General features: G+C 53.6%; 15 protein-coding genes. 9 read left to right on the top strand and 6 right to left on the bottom strand.

Annotated features, from left to right (window positions below):
• Positions 1 to 53 precede the first annotated feature (53 nt).
• From KTT_RS36310 to KTT_RS28110, 3 genes are all read right to left on the bottom strand, one after another.
• Positions 54 to 227 carry a hypothetical protein gene (locus KTT_RS36310; protein WP_160146179.1) on the bottom strand — a complete coding sequence of 58 codons (174 nt, stop codon included), beginning with the start codon at positions 225 to 227 and terminating at the stop codon, positions 54 to 56.
• 38 nt (positions 228 to 265) lie between these two features.
• The gene (locus tag KTT_RS28115) at positions 266 to 1,192 is read right to left on the bottom strand and encodes an NADP-dependent oxidoreductase (RefSeq protein ID WP_126601023.1); all 927 of its coding nucleotides are present in this window, start codon (positions 1,190 to 1,192) and stop codon (positions 266 to 268) included.
• A gap of 210 nt (positions 1,193 to 1,402) precedes the next feature.
• Entirely contained in the window at positions 1,403 to 2,287 is an 885-nt protein-coding gene (locus KTT_RS28110; protein WP_126601022.1) for a helix-turn-helix domain-containing protein, read from the bottom strand.
• A 662-nt stretch (positions 2,288 to 2,949) separates the two neighbouring features.
• On the opposite strand from KTT_RS28110, the gene KTT_RS28105 reads away from it, so the two are divergent.
• From KTT_RS28105 to KTT_RS28080, 6 genes are all read left to right on the top strand, one after another.
• Positions 2,950 to 3,408 carry an RNHCP domain-containing protein gene (locus tag KTT_RS28105; RefSeq protein ID WP_126601021.1) on the top strand — a complete coding sequence of 153 codons (459 nt, stop codon included), beginning with the start codon at positions 2,950 to 2,952 and terminating at the stop codon, positions 3,406 to 3,408.
• Between the two features lie 656 nt (positions 3,409 to 4,064).
• The gene (locus KTT_RS28100; protein ID WP_126601020.1) at positions 4,065 to 4,571 is read left to right on the top strand and encodes a hypothetical protein; all 507 of its coding nucleotides are present in this window, start codon (positions 4,065 to 4,067) and stop codon (positions 4,569 to 4,571) included.
• Between the two features lie 372 nt (positions 4,572 to 4,943).
• Positions 4,944 to 6,467: an alpha,alpha-trehalose-phosphate synthase (UDP-forming) gene (locus KTT_RS28095; RefSeq protein ID WP_126601019.1), complete on the top strand. Its 1,524-nt coding sequence runs from the start codon at positions 4,944 to 4,946 to the stop codon at positions 6,465 to 6,467.
• A 153-nt stretch (positions 6,468 to 6,620) separates the two neighbouring features.
• Positions 6,621 to 7,187: a PadR family transcriptional regulator gene (locus KTT_RS28090; protein WP_126601018.1), complete on the top strand. Its 567-nt coding sequence runs from the start codon at positions 6,621 to 6,623 to the stop codon at positions 7,185 to 7,187.
• A 51-nt stretch (positions 7,188 to 7,238) separates the two neighbouring features.
• Complete coding sequence (locus KTT_RS28085) at positions 7,239 to 7,910, top strand: VC0807 family protein (protein WP_126601017.1); 672 nt, start codon at positions 7,239 to 7,241, stop codon at positions 7,908 to 7,910.
• A gap of 78 nt (positions 7,911 to 7,988) precedes the next feature.
• The gene (locus tag KTT_RS28080) at positions 7,989 to 9,443 is read left to right on the top strand and encodes a carotenoid oxygenase family protein (RefSeq protein ID WP_126601016.1); all 1,455 of its coding nucleotides are present in this window, start codon (positions 7,989 to 7,991) and stop codon (positions 9,441 to 9,443) included.
• A 177-nt stretch (positions 9,444 to 9,620) separates the two neighbouring features.
• Here KTT_RS28080 and KTT_RS28075 read toward each other — a convergent pair whose 3' ends face one another.
• Positions 9,621 to 10,580 (bottom strand): hypothetical protein, encoded by a 960-nt coding sequence (locus tag KTT_RS28075; RefSeq protein ID WP_126601015.1) that lies wholly within the window; start codon positions 10,578 to 10,580, stop codon positions 9,621 to 9,623.
• Between the two features lie 256 nt (positions 10,581 to 10,836).
• Here KTT_RS28075 and KTT_RS28070 point away from each other — a divergent pair, with 256 nt between their 5' ends.
• Complete coding sequence (locus KTT_RS28070) at positions 10,837 to 12,330, top strand: cytochrome P450 (RefSeq protein ID WP_160146178.1); 1,494 nt, start codon at positions 10,837 to 10,839, stop codon at positions 12,328 to 12,330.
• A 14-nt stretch (positions 12,331 to 12,344) separates the two neighbouring features.
• Here the strand turns inward: KTT_RS28070 and KTT_RS28065 are convergent, their stop codons facing one another.
• Positions 12,345 to 13,271 (bottom strand): EamA family transporter, encoded by a 927-nt coding sequence (locus tag KTT_RS28065; protein WP_126601013.1) that lies wholly within the window; start codon positions 13,269 to 13,271, stop codon positions 12,345 to 12,347.
• A 358-nt stretch (positions 13,272 to 13,629) separates the two neighbouring features.
• Here KTT_RS28065 and KTT_RS28060 point away from each other — a divergent pair, with 358 nt between their 5' ends.
• Both KTT_RS28060 and KTT_RS28055 read left to right on the top strand, forming a co-directional pair.
• Positions 13,630 to 14,451: a hypothetical protein gene (locus KTT_RS28060; RefSeq protein WP_126601012.1), complete on the top strand. Its 822-nt coding sequence runs from the start codon at positions 13,630 to 13,632 to the stop codon at positions 14,449 to 14,451.
• Between the two features lie 196 nt (positions 14,452 to 14,647).
• The gene (locus KTT_RS28055; protein ID WP_126601011.1) at positions 14,648 to 14,875 is read left to right on the top strand and encodes a hypothetical protein; all 228 of its coding nucleotides are present in this window, start codon (positions 14,648 to 14,650) and stop codon (positions 14,873 to 14,875) included.
• A 136-nt stretch (positions 14,876 to 15,011) separates the two neighbouring features.
• On the opposite strand, the gene KTT_RS37465 is transcribed toward KTT_RS28055, so the two are convergent.
• A complete protein-coding gene (locus KTT_RS37465; protein ID WP_268904546.1) occupies positions 15,012 to 15,137 on the bottom strand; it encodes a hypothetical protein in 126 nt (41 codons plus the stop codon).
• Positions 15,138 to 15,196: the final 59 nt, after the last annotated feature.

Genomic DNA, 15,196 nt, shown 5'->3' with positions numbered 1-15,196 from the left:
CATCGCCGCTGCCAGAATCACTCCGAAAAAGAGTTTTCGGTGGGGAAAGAGGTCTACAATGGTGACAGATAGCTATCCGAATGTCCGACGGTTTTCGGCAGAAAGATGTTACCCACAACAGCCCCGAAAGCCAGCAAAGGAACGGCCGCAGCAACAACGGTCCGTAGCGCTGCGGAAAAACAGAGGGAGACCAGGATGAGCCGGCCTCCTACTTTGCTTGAGTTCATCTCGTTGCCTCAGCCTGTGGATCTTTGATTACACCACATCAGGGAACTAGCAGCACTTTTCCCTTCGTATGCCCTTCTGCCAGGTAGGCCATCGCAGCACCCGTTTCAACAAGGGGAAACTTCCGATCTATGATAACCTGAAGTGATCCTGCTTCGCATAAGCCTGCAATCAAATGAAGCCGGGTGCCAACTGTTTCATGGAAAACATAGCTGGCCGTGACGTCATGGGCTTTTGCGAGAGCTTTATTTGGTGGTGAAACGATACTTGCGAGAAACCCACCGGGACGAAGCACCGCAAATGACTTTTGCTGGGTGTCTCCGCCAACCGTATCCAAAACGACATCGACATCTTGAAGCCTGTCTGAAAAATCTTCCACCTGGTAGTTGATGACATGATCGGCCCCTAATTGCCGGACGAGATCAATCCCGGAGGATGAAGCCGTGGCAATGACGCGCGCACCAGCGATACGTGCCAACTGGACAGCTATGCTCCCTACCCCGCCTGCACCAGCATGAATGAGGACAGTTTGTCCGCTCCTCAGGTTCGCTACCTCCATCAGGGCCTGCCAGGCAGTTCCGGCTACGGTGGGTAAGGCCGAAGCCTCCTCCAGCGTCAGATTGGCAGGTGCGGAAGCAATATGCGTTGCCGGAACCACGGCGTATTCGGCAAATGCGCCACCTTGTACCGGGTTGGCGCGGGCAATTACCTGATCACCGGGATGCCAGCGCGTCGCAAGGGGACCAGACCGCTCGACAATCCCCGCGAAATCTGTTCCTAAGGTGTAGGGAAAAGATAAAGGGAAAAAGTCATCCAAGATCCCCTGGACCAGTTTTCTGTCGAGTGGATTAACGCTTACGGAAACGACGCGTATAAGCACCTCGTCTGGTCCCGGTTCCGGTTTCTCAATATTTTCGATCTCAATATCGGCGAGATCACCGTACGCATGCAATCGGGCGGCTTTCATTACGTTCTCCTTCCAAAATAAATGGATGTTCCACGATGATTTGTGATGCCAGCAAGAGGAACACACAACCACTTCTGCGTATGCGTTCTATCGTTCACGCAGAGTATACTGGAAGTGAGAGGGGATGGTCTTGGATGTTCGGCAGAAAATTTGGACATTTCAACGATTTTAACGATCTTTTAGAGCAGTAGAACGATGCCTCGTATAAACTCAAGAGAGATGTTCTCGGATGTAGGTTGGGGTGACTCCCATGACGCGTCGCATCTGGCGAACCAGATGGCTGTGATCATAAAATCCTACCATCGTGGCAATCTCGCTGATAGAGAGTTTCGTTGATGTGAGTAAATGCTGGGCGCGTTCTAGCCGACGTTGCACAATATAGTGATGTGGAGAGAGACCGGTTGTCTGGCGAAACAGGTTTGCGAAATGTGATGGGCTCAGGTTAGCTTCGGAGGCCAGTTCAGTAAGACTCAGGTCCTCGTCGAGGCGATCTTCAATCAGAGAAGTAATGCGCCGGAAGAGGAATGCGGGCAATTGCTTGTTTTTCTGAGGGTGAGGGCGAGGAGTACTCGTGTAGGTCTGGACCAGGTGGGCCGCTAAAGCAGTCGCCAGGCCCTCCACGTAGAGACGACCCGTGGTTCCTCCCTCAAGGACCTCCAGCAGCAAAGCAGAACTAATATACTCAACCCGGCGATCCTGAGGTTTAAAGTGGGTAAGAAGTTCGACATGATGCTGATGGTAATCTTCCGCGACCTGCTGGAGCAATGCTGGAGCCAGGTAGAGATGGAGCAATTGAACTCCACTGTCATGCCGCCAGGTGTTTTCTGTTCCAGCAGGAACAATCTGTAAGCTTCCGCGACTCATGATATTGGTAAGAGATTGCTTGTCGTGAATGTGCTCGACAAGGGTGGGCGTCCCCTGATGCAGACAAATCAGATGAGAAGATAAACGGGGGAAGGTGTATTCTCCCGCGGCGAGATAGCTCTGTTTGAGAACGATTCCTCCCCAGCCAAGCAATTCACTGGAATGGAGGATTCCCGTCTGAGGAGAAGAAAGAAAAACGTCCCTCTGTTGCGGTTGGACGTCTGTCTGCATTCTTATTGGTCCTCCCTTTCAAGATATGTGGTATTGCGCTCTGAAGAGTTGCACATTTCTTATACTATCCCTCTTTTGATGACGCGTCAAGTTGTCCTGGGATGATTTCTTTTTTCTTTTTTTTGGCGCTTGACTTTTGGGTGGTGCCCCCGTATACTGATCAGGTAACCTCGATTTCTAGAAAGGGATTTTATGCAAGTCCTCTCATTTACATTTGTGGCGGGTGCGCGCTAATTACAACTGTACGCTTTTTCTGTACAGCGTTCTTTTTGCATGGTGGCTCTGTGTAACATATCGATGACAGGCCACGGCACGCGTAGTTCTTACACTTAATTAAACCCTCCACAAATCTCTCCACACCTTTTCCTTGATCTCTCATTCTCTGTGCACTTTTTTTGGTATGCATGCGCCCGGGCATCTTTATGTCCTCATGGAACACGTGCGCGTGCATGGGTGCGCAGCATCTCCACTGTTGAATTTGCCGTCGGACTCTGAATCCGCCAGGCATTAGAAGGGAAGCTATTCATGGGTATCAGTATGTTAACAATACGTCTTGTCCTCTCTCCGTTTTTTTGCGCCACCATACAGACTGCATCGCGGGCAGTGGTGGCGCCATGGCGTTCAAACAACCTTTTTGTTGACAGAAAAGATGAGGACAACCATTGCGTACAACACGTAGACATACCGCCCATAACGATTACCGGGAATATTCGACCCATAAGCCTACCCGCCAGCATCGGCACAACCGATCCACGAACGATGTCTTTAAATGCAGGAACTGCCGCCGTTTTATTGGTCCCTTGCCCTATGGCGGCCACCATCGGAACCACTGTCCATTCTGCCTGTACTCGCGGCACGTTGATGAGAGCAAGGGGGACCGTCTGAACGAATGCGGCTCAAAGATGGCTCCGATTGGCTACTTTCAGCGGCCAAATGGCGAGTATGTGCTGGTTCATCGCTGCCTGGGTTGTGACTTTGAACGTTTCAACCGCATCGCGGGCGATGATAATTTCGACCTGGTGCTTACCCTACCAGAATTGCCACCGCGCACCGGGCGGGATGTGAAGCTGCAACGCATGTTGCAGCAACTGGAAGTTTCAGATCTGGCTGAGACCGAGTAGCTCGTCTGGTTCTCGTAATGGCTCCCTATTTCTGAAATAGGGAGCCATCATCTTCTTTAGCGCAGGCCTTCCTCTCTTCATACCTGGGTACGTGGGCGCCCCCGCACGGGCGGCCGCTACGCGGCCGCACTATTTTTTTATATTGATGGGGAGCGCTTTCGCGCTCCCCATCAATATAGAACTGATGCATGGGAGAGTGCTTGATTCTCATGAGCATCGCCTGCAGCCCGCTGAGTTTGCGCACCAGCGGTGCTCACGAGTCCATGGTATGGTGGTGCAGCAGGGGCGCGAAAGCGCCCCTGCTGCACCACCATACCAAAACAGTGCGGCCGCGTAGCGGACGCCTGTGCGGAGGTCATGAGCTTTTGATTTTTGCGAGATCACCATCTTTCCATATGTTGGTGCATCGGGCGCGCATCCGCGCGCCCGATGCACCAACATATAAAACCAGCGCGGCCGCGCAGCGGCCGCCCGTGCAGGGGCGCCCACGTGCCCCCAGGGTGATGAGAGTCAGGCATACTCTGAGCACCGTAGGTGCGAAAACTCATGACGAAAAATTTTGTAGTGAGAAGCGATGGACGAGACAAAACAGGCATGAAGGATGTATAATACTCGAAAGTCATGTGTAACAAAACACATAGCGGAAGGTCTGTAGGATGTTTAAGAGGGATCATTTTTTAATCCTGTTTATTTTGTTGGGTGCGATGTTCGTCATGTATACGCTCTTGAATACTCATCTGCTCTACATCACGCGCTACATCGTGGCTGTCGAATCGGTCTTATTTATCGTCATCTTTTTTGTAAAGAGCTGGAAGAGCAGCGTCTCCTGGCGCTTGAAAGGCCAGATGATTCTCTGCCTCGTCCCTTTGATTGGCCTTTTGATTGTCCTCTTCCCTTTTTTAGGGAGTGGGAGCGCCTACGCGCAGGGTCCTTCCCAGGATCCAACGGTAAAGGTTCTGGATGCGATCAGCAACTACTGGGAGGCCGGTGGAGGCTGCATACTGCTCTGCTGCGTGACGATTTTTGCGCTTAAGGTGCAAAAATTCTATCGCGAATTGGGGCGTGCCAGAGTCGCTGATATACCGCAGCCCGTGCCTCAGGAGCCGCGCCGGCGACGCGTCTATTTCGCTGAGGATACCCCATATAGCGCCGAAGAATATTGAATAGTTTCCCCTTATAGATGCACTGCTTGAAAGCCGTAGAATGCGTATCTGCGGCCCCTGGTAATTATCTGCTTATAAAGTGGGTGGGGCAACACAACGGGTGGATACATCCATCCGTTGTGTTGCCCCACCCACTTTATAACGGCGTGATCCATACGGAAGTATAGGGATTCAACCAGATCACATATTTATGATGTAAACTATAATAGGAGATATAATGAATTTTAGTTGTCAGCAATGTGCTTATGGTTGACAACGCTCCTGGAAGTATTTCTTGTATAGTTGTTCAGGCGGCTTTCTGTCATGTTTTGATCGTATAGTTCGTGTAAAAATAAGAGGCAGATTTAGTCGTACTGAAGGAGTGGGGGATTGATGTCTACAGCAACCAGAAAGAAACCTCAGACTGACAAAGGTCAATTATCTATAGATGCTGACCGTCTTATTATTGCCACTAATCGTGGTCCCGTGGAGTATTTCAAGACGAAGGAAGGTCAGATCAAGTCGCGCCATGGATCGGGTGGTGTGGTTACAGCGCTGACGAGTACTGTCAGTAAGGTCAACTCTACGTGGGTTGCTCTGGCGATGAGCGATGCTGATCGTGAGGCTCTCAAGTCGGCGCAAGATGGCATCATGCCATCACCGATCAAGGATATCGATGTGCGCCTGCGCTATGTGACGGTCCCAAAGACTATGTATCGCAAGCACTATGATATGGTCAGCAATCGTGTGCTCTGGTTTACGCAGCATTACTTGCTGGAACAGGCGACGGATATCATTCCGTTTAAGCAGTTGCAAGATATCTGGAATAATGGTTACTATAAGGTAAATAAGGCCATCGCGGATGCCGTGAACGCGGAGATCGCCAGCCAGGATTCCAAAGCGCTGGTAATGCTGCATGATTACCATCTGTACCTGGTCTCGGGCATGATTCGCGAGCAGCACCCTTCGGTGGCGATGCAGCAATTTATTCATATTCCCTGGCCCGAGCATCGCTACTGGGCCTCTTCGTTGCCGACTGAGATCACCAGCGATATTTTCCGTGGCCTGCTGGGCAACGATATCCTGGGTTTTCAGACGCGAGGAGATGCGCATAACTTCCTGGATGGTGTGCGTGCCTTCGTTGAGGATGCCGAGGTCAGTTTTGATGAGCGCCATGTGACTCTCAACGGCCATCAGACTTATGTGCGCGATTATCCAATCTCTATCTCGGTCTCCGATGAGCTCCGCCTGGTGAAGAGCAACGCGGGCAAACGGGCCGCCGAGAAGATCAAGCCGCTGCTGAATAAATATAACCTGATGCGCGTCGATCGCATCGAGCCGACCAAGAACATTGTGCAGGGCTTCCTGGCATACGAAACCTTGCTAGAGCAGCATCCAGAGCTACACGGGCAAACCGCCTTCCTGGCCTTCCTGATCCCTTCCCGCCAATCTCTTCCTCTCTATCGAGAATACTATGAAGAGACCATGAAAGTGATCGAGCAGATCAATCAGAAATACGGCAATGAGGATTGGGAGCCTATTCATACCTTTGTGCAGAACGATCGCACCACCGCGCTGGCCGCGCTACAATTCTATGATGTCTTGCTCGTGAACTCGCTGATCGATGGGATGAACCTGGTGGCGAAAGAGGGCGCGGCCGTCAATCGCAATGATGGCGTGCTGGTGTTGTCCCGCAGTAGCGGTGCTTTCCAGCAGTTAGAAAACGCCTCGATCCCTATCTCGCCGGCGGGACGCAACGAGACCGCCGAGGCGCTCTATAAAGCGCTGACTCTCCCTAAAGAGGAGCGGCATGAACTCTCCGAGCGCGCTCGCCATGAGGTAGAGACTAATGATCTGCGTACCTGGATGACCCAGCAGATCAACGATATCAATGAACTGCTCAAGACCCGTGACTAAGCAGTTTTAAGCGCACGAAAAATAAAGAGCTAGCCAGGCCCCGGGGCCTGGCTAGCTCTTTATTTTTCGTGCGCTTACCCCTTGTAATTCTGACTCGTTTAGCTTATTATATATATGGCATATATATATATGGCATATATAAGGAGCGCGTAAATGAGTAAGGCGAACAAGAGCAAATATGCTCTGCTGGGTATGCTCAGTCTCTCACCGATGTCCGGATACACGATCAAGAAGACTATTTCCAGGAGCCTCGGCCACTTCTGGCATGAGAGCTATCCACAGATCTATCCCACGCTCAAGCAGCTTGAGGCGGAGGGTTTGACGACGAGTACCATGGATAAGCAGGAAGGTCGCCCGGATAGCCTTGTCTATAGTCTGACCGAGCGGGGATGGGAGGAGCTGCAGCGCTGGCTGGAGCGGCCTTTTGAGTACCAGGTGGAGCGCCACGAACTGCTGCTCAAGCTGTTCTTCGCGGGTATCGCTCCTGCCTCGCTCAGCATTGAACATGTGCGGCGGCATCGCGCGGTGCAGGCCCAGGCCTTGCAAACATACGGGCAGATTGAGGCAGAGTTAAAGACTATGCAGCCACAACATGCCAATCTTCCCTACTGGCTTATGACGCTTAGCTATGGAAAGCATATAATGCGCGCCCAGCTGGCCTGGTGCGATGAAACACTGGCAGCCCTGGAACACATTGCCGCTGAAGAGGCTAAAAAATAATCATGCTTAGTATGCAAAAATGACATAGGGGAACATATAAGAAAGGATTCCATGATGTCCAATATGTTCAATCAGGCAGAAAATAAGAACCCCGTCATCAAAAGTCTTCTTATCAGTCTCGTGATGAACGTAGGGGTGCCACTGCTGATCCTGTACCTGCTGACGAAGTATACCGGACTTTCTGAACTCATGGCGCTGATCATCGCTTCACTGGTGCCGATCGTGACTGGCATTGTGGAACTGGTGCACAACCGTCGCCTCGATCTTGTCGCCGTTCTCTTCTTGCTGGGTGTGTTGACCAATATCATCGCGATCTTTCTGGGCGGGGACGCGCGGATCCTGATTATTCGCGAGTCGTTTTATACGGGCGCGCTCGGCCTCTTCTGCTTCGTTTCTCTCCTCTTGATGCCCAGGCCGCTGATGTTCTACGTGGGCAGGCAGATGATGGTGGGTAACGATCCGGTCAGGATAAGCACCTATAATGCTGGCTGGCAGCAGCCACGCGTGCGCGCGGTACATCGCCTGATTACGACGGTCTGGGGATGCGCGCTGCTGGGCGAGTTTATTGTGCGTGTCATTATCGCCTTGACGTTGCCGCTGTTTGTCGCCTATGGCCTGGGTACCACCATCTTTGTGCTTACGATGACCTCGACATTTGCCTGGACCTTTGCGTATATTCGCCGGGTGAGACGCGGCGGTGAACTGGTGCCTCAGCAATCATAGCAGACAATGAACGCCCGGAGATGTATATTGATATATATATTACTGAGTGGTGACCCTGATGATTAGGAGGAAGGCGATATGGAACACGGCGCAACAATCGGTTATGTTTCTTTAAATGAAGAGGTTACCCTGGACCAGCTTCCAGTCCGGGGCACCATTCCTGCCTGGCTCAGCGGTTCTCTCGTGCGCAATGGACCCGCGAAGTTCGAGGTGGGCACAGAGTCATTTCAGCACTGGTTTGATGGCTTTGCTATGCTGCATCGCTTTAGCTTTGAGCGGGGCCGGGTCTCGTATGCCAACAAGTTTTTGCAGAGCGATAGCTACCGGCAGTCGATGGAGCAGGGGCATATCGTTGGCGCGTCCTTCGGCACCGATCCCTGCAAGGCGGTCTTTAAGCCGTCGATGACGGAGGTGGTCAACGCCAACGTCAGCATTAATCATGTGGCGGGCGCGTATGTGGCGATGACCGAGGCACCGCTGCCGGTAGTATTCGATCCGCGTACGTTGGAAACACTGGGCGTATTGGAGTTTGATGACCGCTTAACCGGTCATCATGGCTCAGCCCATCCGCACCATGATGCGAACAATCACAGGACGATCAGCTATCTGACCGAGTTCGGTATGGAGAGCCAGTTCAAGGTCTTTGCCATCAAAGAGGACCGGCCGGAACATACGCTGATAGGGTCCTATCCCGTCACGATGCCTTCCTATATCCATAGCTTTAGCATCAGCGAACAGTATGTGATCATCGCCGAGTACCCGTATCGCGTCAACCCTATGGAGCTGTTGATGCGCAACAGACCCTTTATTGAGAATTTTAAGTGGTATCCCGAGCAGGGCACGCAGTTGATCGTGATGGATAAGGGCGATGGCTCGATTGTGGCCAGGTTCAGTACCGACGCCTTCTTCTCCTTCCACCACATCAACGCTTTTGAGCGAGATGGCGATGTCTTCGTTGATCTGTCGGCGTATCCCGATGCCTCAATCGTCACTAACCTCTACCTGGAGCAACTGCGCCATAACAGGGCGCGCGTTGATAGTACAAGCAAAAGTGAGTTCAGGCGCTACCGCCTCCCGCTCAGCCATGCTGCTGATGCTGTCACCTACGAGGTGTTGTCACGGCAGGGGATCGAACTGCCAACCATCAATTACCGCCGCAGCAACGGGCGTGCATATGGGGTTGCCTACGGGGTAAGCGTGGACAAGCAGCGTCCCGAGGCGGTCTCTAATGAATTGGTGAGGGCCGATGTCAATACGCGCACCACAACGATCTGGTCCGAGCAGGATTGTTATCCGGGCGAGCCGATCCTGGTTGAGTCACCCGATGCGCGGGCTGAGGATGACGGCGTCGTGCTCTCCGTGGTCTTAAACGCTCACAAGGGCAACTCGTTCCTGCTGGTGCTGGATGCTCACACCTTCGCCGAGACAGGGCGCGCCGAGGTGCCGCATCATGTGCCGTTCGGCTTTCACGGTTGGTTCTTCCCTGACATAGGTGCCGGGCTTGATCCCAATCCTTTCAATGTAAAGGAATGAGAGAGAAAATGAAAGCCCCAAAGAAATAATCCCCGTAGGTTCGGCCCTCGCGGCCGATTCCCTCTTCACGCACAACCATGCACACCAAACGTGGGAACCAGGAAAACTCATGCGGCGAGGAGAAATCGGCCGCGAGGGCCGAACCTACCATGCCGCCTCCAGAGGGGAATGGCTGGTTTAATGCAGGGTGTCGAAGATGGCGCTGGCCACCAGCTCATTTGTCCAGTAGCTATTGTGTGCGTTGCCGCCAAAGAGGGCGATCTCGGCGACCTCCCCCGCAAGGTGCGTGTTGAGCAGGGGATCTAACAGACCCGGTTCCTGCGTCAGCATGTCATTGATCTCCAGCAGCTGTTGCTGGGGATCGATCATGCTATAGAGCAGGTCTTCCAGGGGGTACGCCAGGGGATCATCGGGATGGATGTAGTTGCGCCATGGGAGCTTGCGCCCCAGGATCGTGTACAAGGCGGTCAGCATCTGCTGCAGTCGTGGGGTGATGTCATGGGTATTCGGCATGCTCTCCATAATGCCGTTGCCGTTTTTGATCATGATCAGACTGAAGATGCTAAGGGGTGAGCCCAGGGTATGGATGCTGCAGAGGGGCAATCCCTGTCCTGGCTGTGCGCCCAGGCCGAAGATGGCCTCGCGGATCTGCTCAACCCCCTGGTAGTCGGAGGTCTTGGCGGGATCCCAGCGGGCACTGAAGAGAGCGTCGAACAGGATGATCGTCCCCATACTATGCGTGACCAGGTGCAGACGATCGCCCGGACGCGGACCGGTCCCGCCCTGCTGCTGTAGACCTTCTATGGCTTGCAGGCGCAGGCGTTCAATCACTTTAATGCCGTCAAAGCGGCTGATGTAGAGGGCCAGGTCACCGGTAAACTGTAGGAGCTGGTTGCCACGAACGCCGGTGAAATTCATCTTTTTCCACAGGGGCGACCGCTGGTAGCTCTGCAGCAGCGCCGCCTCGTCCGCTTTGCCCACATCCCCCCAGTAGAGCGGGACCATATTCAGATCCAGGGGATTGTCCAGTGCTTCGTTTTTGCGGTACAGTTGTTTAATCAAGTCGTCGGCATAGGTTGGCGCAACCCCGGTCTCGCGAGTGTTAACGCCGTGGATAAAGATGATATGATCCGTCATGGCCGCGTTCCCTTTAATATAGCTTTCGCGCTGCTCCGAACAGGGGGGTAAGGTGTAAATTCTGCCAGAATGTACCGCTACATACATACCTATGAAATAGACGTAAAACGGGCCGCTTTTTAGGCCATTGGTCTGCACTTTTTAGCGGCCAAGCATCCCCGGTTGTTTATGTAACTTGCGATGTTCTATGATAGATAATAACAGATCGTGTGTGTGAAGTTGTGCGCACTTGAGCATTCGAATGGTGAGGGACGCAATGACCACAGTTGCTAACGATACTGAAACGAAGACGATGCCAGCGCTGCCACCGGGACCACGGCCGTGGCCGATGATCGGCAATATGCTGGCCTTCCGACAGGATCCGCTGGGCTACCTGCAGCAGTTGCAGCGTACCTATGGCGATATGGCGACCGTATACCTGGGCCGCATACCGCTGGTATTCCTTTTTAAGCCCGAGTATGTGCGCTACGTTTTGGTTGAGCACCCGCGCGACTTTACCTCGCGTGAGGTGTCGCAGCCGGATGAGACGACCGCCAGCGAGGGTCTGCTGACCATCGATGGTGAGAAGCATCGGCAGCAGCGCCGAGCTGTGCAGCCCGCCTTCCACAAGAAGCAGGTTGAAGGCTACGCCTCCGTGATTATGCAATATACTGAGGAGGCTCTGGCGCAGTGGCATATCGGGGATACCGTTGATCTCAATCACGACATGCAGGAGTTGACGCTGCGCATCATCGGCAAGTGCCTGTTCGATATCGATTTCGCGTCCCAGCTCGACGCCCTCGGCAGAACTTTTGATGAGATGATCGGCAGTCAGGCCGGTATCCTGGATACTCTCTTTAATCTGCGCGTCGATAATCCTGTGACGGCCTATGGCAAGCGCCTCGCTGCCATGCGTAAGATGAATATGTCGATCTATACCTTGATCGCGCAGCGGCGTGGTGATACGAGCGAGCACAACGATGTTCTATCCATGCTGCTCAATGCCCAGGACGGTAGTACGCCGGGCAAGCCTCTGACCGACAAGCAGATCCACGACCACATCCTGACCTTTATCGCCGCCGGTCATGAAACGACGGCCATCGCTCTGGCCTGGAGCTTCTATCTACTCTCGCAACATCCCCATGTGCGTGAAAAGTTGCAGGATGAGTTGCGCAGGGTCCTGGCGGGCCGCGCGCCGACGCTCGAAGATCTTCCTAAGCTCACCTATACCGACTGGGTGCTCAGCGAGTCGATGCGCCTCTATCCGCCTGCCTGGATTCAGGGACGCTTCGCCGCCACCAATTTCGAACTGGACGGCGTGCGCTTTCAGGCCGGGACCCGCATCATGCTGAGTCAGTGGGTCATGCATCGCCTGCCGGAGATCTGGGGCGATCCACTGGTCTTCCGTCCTGAGCGCTGGGATTCTGAGCACGGACAGCAGGTGCCGTCGGGGGCCTATTTTCCGTTCGGAGGTGGTCCGCGCACCTGTATCGGTATGCCGCTGGCGCAGTTAGAGGCCCGTCTGATCCTGGCTACCGTCATGCAGCGCTTTCAGCCAGAGGTCCCCGCCAGCTATCAGCCGGGTTTCAATCCCGTCATCACGCTGCGACCGAAGCATAATGTCAAAGCGCGCCTGATGCCCGTGTCCCCTAAAGAGGAGGGGCGCGGCGGAGAACGGCGCGTCGTGGTATCACCCTCGATTCTCTCACTCAATGAGCGCCGTGGCTGCCGCACAGCCCTGCTGGACTGGCTCAGTTTCTTCCGCCTCTAAGCCTGGATCTCAATCTACTGATGTGCCGATCTGGCTTCCAGCGAGGTTGCGATGGAGGCCGTGATGATCAGCAGCATGGCCAGCAGATCGCGCACGGTGATGACCTCATGCAGAAAAAGGAAGCCGATCGTGGCGGCCATGGCTGGCTCTACGCTCATGAAGATGCCAAAGACCCTGGATGGCAGGCGGCGCAACGCTTCCAGTTCCAGCGTAAATGGGATAATGGTTGAAAGCGCGGAGACGGCCAGGCCGATCAATAAGATATGGGGCTCAAAGACCATTGGGCCGCCTGAGACAATACCTATAGGCGCGATCAGGATGGCTGAGACCAGCATCGAGAGCGCCAGCCCGCGCCCACCGGTGAAGGCACGTCCGAGCTGTACGTTGAAGATAATATAGACGCCCCAGAAGATGCCTGCGATGAGCGCGAAGACGACTCCGAGCAGATCGACATTGGATGCCGCGCCCAGTGGGGCCAGCAGGACAATGCCCGCTGCGGCCAGCGCCGCCCACAGCAGATCCTTCAGCCGCCGCGACTGCAAGAGCGCCACTCCCAGTGGTCCCACGAACTCTAGCGTCACCGCGATCCCCAGGGGGATGCGATTGATGGCGACATAAAAGGCGCCATTCATGAGGGCGGTGGCGGCCCCAAAGATAATCACCACCCCGATCTGCCGCCGTGTAAGGTGGCGCACATCGGGACGCCAGAAGAGCAGCAGCAGCATGGCCGCGAACCCCAGCCGCAAAAAGGTCGTCCCCAGCGGTCCAATGCTCTGAAATAAACTTTTTCCCACCGCCGCCCCGGATTGAACCGAGACCATCGCCAGCAGCGCAAAGACCTGCGGTGGTACCTTCCTCATAAAAGTGCCGGCCTGTTGCGGCTGTAAATGCGTAACCTCATCATTTATGGAGGGAAGGTTATAGACTGGTTCCTGCTGCATGCTATCCTCGGTTTCTGCGGTGGAAAAAAGTTTTGTGCATATCCATGGAAAGAGCCGCCCATTCGCGGCTCTTAAACTCATATTTTTATCTCATTCTTTATTATTATGCCATATCCGGCAGCCGTGATAACACCCCCTCTATCTTTCGCAACTTCGGTGTTCAAATATTTTTATGAAGTGGGGTCAGGCCATGGGTGGGTGCATTCGCACCCACCCATGGCCTGACCCCACTTCATAAAAATATTGACAGATCACCTTATGACTTCTATGATGGTAGAAACTATATTTATGCACATCAACTTCAGGTGTAGGATACGCCTGTCGGACTATTATTTGTCTGTTGCGGGGGAGAAAATCTATGTTTGGACCGTTGCGCTTCAATAAACTACTGAAAGCTGTTCCAGGTTTGAGCCATCTGAGCCTGACGCCACAGGCTGCCCACCATGCGAAGTCACGTGTCTATGAGCACGTGAAGGAAGAGATCGAGGTCGACAAGATTCAGCGTTCGGGCCATGGTAAGAAAGAGACGCACATTCGCGAGGACGTAGTCAAGAAGGTTGCCGTCGAGCCGCGCAAGGGCGGTCATGGGTCCGCCGACCAGAAAAAGATCACGACCGATATCAAGGTTAAGAAGATCGAGCGGGGTGATGGTGAAACGACGGAGACGCTGACCCACGTTCATGCTACCGTCTTTGGTGTGGCCGAGATCGAGATGACGCCCCCGCATCCACCACGAGAAGAGACGCCCCTGTATATCCAGACCCATAACCGCCTGGTCAATAAACTGGATACCCCCTGCGCCATTTGTGGCGTGCGCAAATCAACTTTGAAAGATCCACGCGAGAATCCTTTCGGGGCCAGCGCTATCGAAACGCATCACTATCCTATCGAGCGCAGCCTGCTCAACGCCTGCGATCCCAATAAGCTCCATATCACCTTCCCCCAGATCAAAAACTACACGACCCTGGAAGAGTTTATCGACTCGGAAGATAATATCATGGTGCTCTGCGACATCCATCATCGCCATCCGCACTACGGCATCCACCATCTGCTGGCCCAGGACTTCTTTATCCAGCCTTATCTCTATAGCGGTTATCAAGTCGTGGCGGAAACCGAAGAACAGCAGAAAATAATGGCGGCCAATGAACGTGTAATTAAAAGACATATCACAAAAAAGTAACCTGTCGCTTTCATGGTGAAACATATATGGCCGTTGATTCGTGCTGCTGAAGGACAGAAAATTCTATTGTAGTTACCAGTACCTATTCACGGCCAGGCACGCGGTTGGTTATAGTGACGTTCAGCGTGTATATGGCGGTGACAGGACAACCGTACAATAGCGCGGCTGCAGTCGCATAAAGGAGTCATCGATCCCTATGTTTCCATATAATAATCAGATCCTTCCGTTAATGTTTGTTCGTATCCTGGTCCAGGAGCCTGAGCAGGAACGACGTTTATCAGACAGACAATTCTCCTGGCAGCGAGCTGCTAGAAAGGCTGTAAGAAGGCTGGGCATCACTTTGATGCGCGTCGGAGGCAAAATGGTTTATTGGGGTACCGGAGAACCGGAGATTGAGTTCGAAGTATCCAACGTAAGCGAATAAGAGAGCAATCATCCCCCGGGAAGCGCGTAGGTGCTGGGCTTGCCCCAGCTTCCTTGCTTCCTATCACCTTTCCACATCTACTCCGCATCTACAACGATGAGATTACCGTCCCTGGCTCAATGGCTGTCCTTTTTTCCTATGCCGCTGCGGTTGAGCTAATGAGCAGCGCGGCCATCGATACCGGGGTCATGTTGACGCAGGCCTTGCCGCTCGCAGACTTTTCGGAGGCGTTGGAAAAGGTCAGACGGGGCGAAGGCGTCAAGGCCCGGATCCTCCCAAATGGAGACATTTGAGCCAGTTCCCTTTATAATAAGTTACATT

Origin of the sequence: Dictyobacter aurantiacus, from assembly GCF_003967515.1 — a bacterium.
Lineage (GTDB): Bacteria > Chloroflexota > Ktedonobacteria > Ktedonobacterales > Ktedonobacteraceae > Dictyobacter > Dictyobacter aurantiacus.
Note: the sequence above shows the minus strand (reverse complement) of the source record. Positions and strands in the feature narration are given on the sequence as shown.

Excerpts from the sequence above, each read along its gene's own strand:
- KTT_RS36310 (WP_160146179.1), bottom strand. The coding sequence starts at position 227 with ATGAACTCAAGCAAAGTAGGAGGCCGGCTCATCCTGGTCTCCCTCTGT.
- KTT_RS28115 (WP_126601023.1), bottom strand. The coding sequence starts at position 1,192 with ATGAAAGCCGCCCGATTGCATGCGTACGGTGATCTCGCCGATATTGAG.
- KTT_RS28110 (WP_126601022.1), bottom strand. The coding sequence starts at position 2,287 with ATGCAGACAGACGTCCAACCGCAACAGAGGGACGTTTTTCTTTCTTCT.
- KTT_RS28100 (WP_126601020.1), top strand. The coding sequence starts at position 4,065 with ATGTTTAAGAGGGATCATTTTTTAATCCTGTTTATTTTGTTGGGTGCG.
- KTT_RS28095 (WP_126601019.1), top strand. The coding sequence starts at position 4,944 with ATGTCTACAGCAACCAGAAAGAAACCTCAGACTGACAAAGGTCAATTA.
- KTT_RS28090 (WP_126601018.1), top strand. The coding sequence starts at position 6,621 with ATGAGTAAGGCGAACAAGAGCAAATATGCTCTGCTGGGTATGCTCAGT.
- KTT_RS28085 (WP_126601017.1), top strand. The coding sequence starts at position 7,239 with ATGATGTCCAATATGTTCAATCAGGCAGAAAATAAGAACCCCGTCATC.
- KTT_RS28080 (WP_126601016.1), top strand. The coding sequence starts at position 7,989 with ATGGAACACGGCGCAACAATCGGTTATGTTTCTTTAAATGAAGAGGTT.
- KTT_RS28075 (WP_126601015.1), bottom strand. The coding sequence starts at position 10,580 with ATGACGGATCATATCATCTTTATCCACGGCGTTAACACTCGCGAGACC.
- KTT_RS28070 (WP_160146178.1), top strand. The coding sequence starts at position 10,837 with ATGACCACAGTTGCTAACGATACTGAAACGAAGACGATGCCAGCGCTG.
- KTT_RS28065 (WP_126601013.1), bottom strand. The coding sequence starts at position 13,271 with ATGCAGCAGGAACCAGTCTATAACCTTCCCTCCATAAATGATGAGGTT.
- KTT_RS28060 (WP_126601012.1), top strand. The coding sequence starts at position 13,630 with ATGTTTGGACCGTTGCGCTTCAATAAACTACTGAAAGCTGTTCCAGGT.
- KTT_RS28055 (WP_126601011.1), top strand. The coding sequence starts at position 14,648 with ATGTTTCCATATAATAATCAGATCCTTCCGTTAATGTTTGTTCGTATC.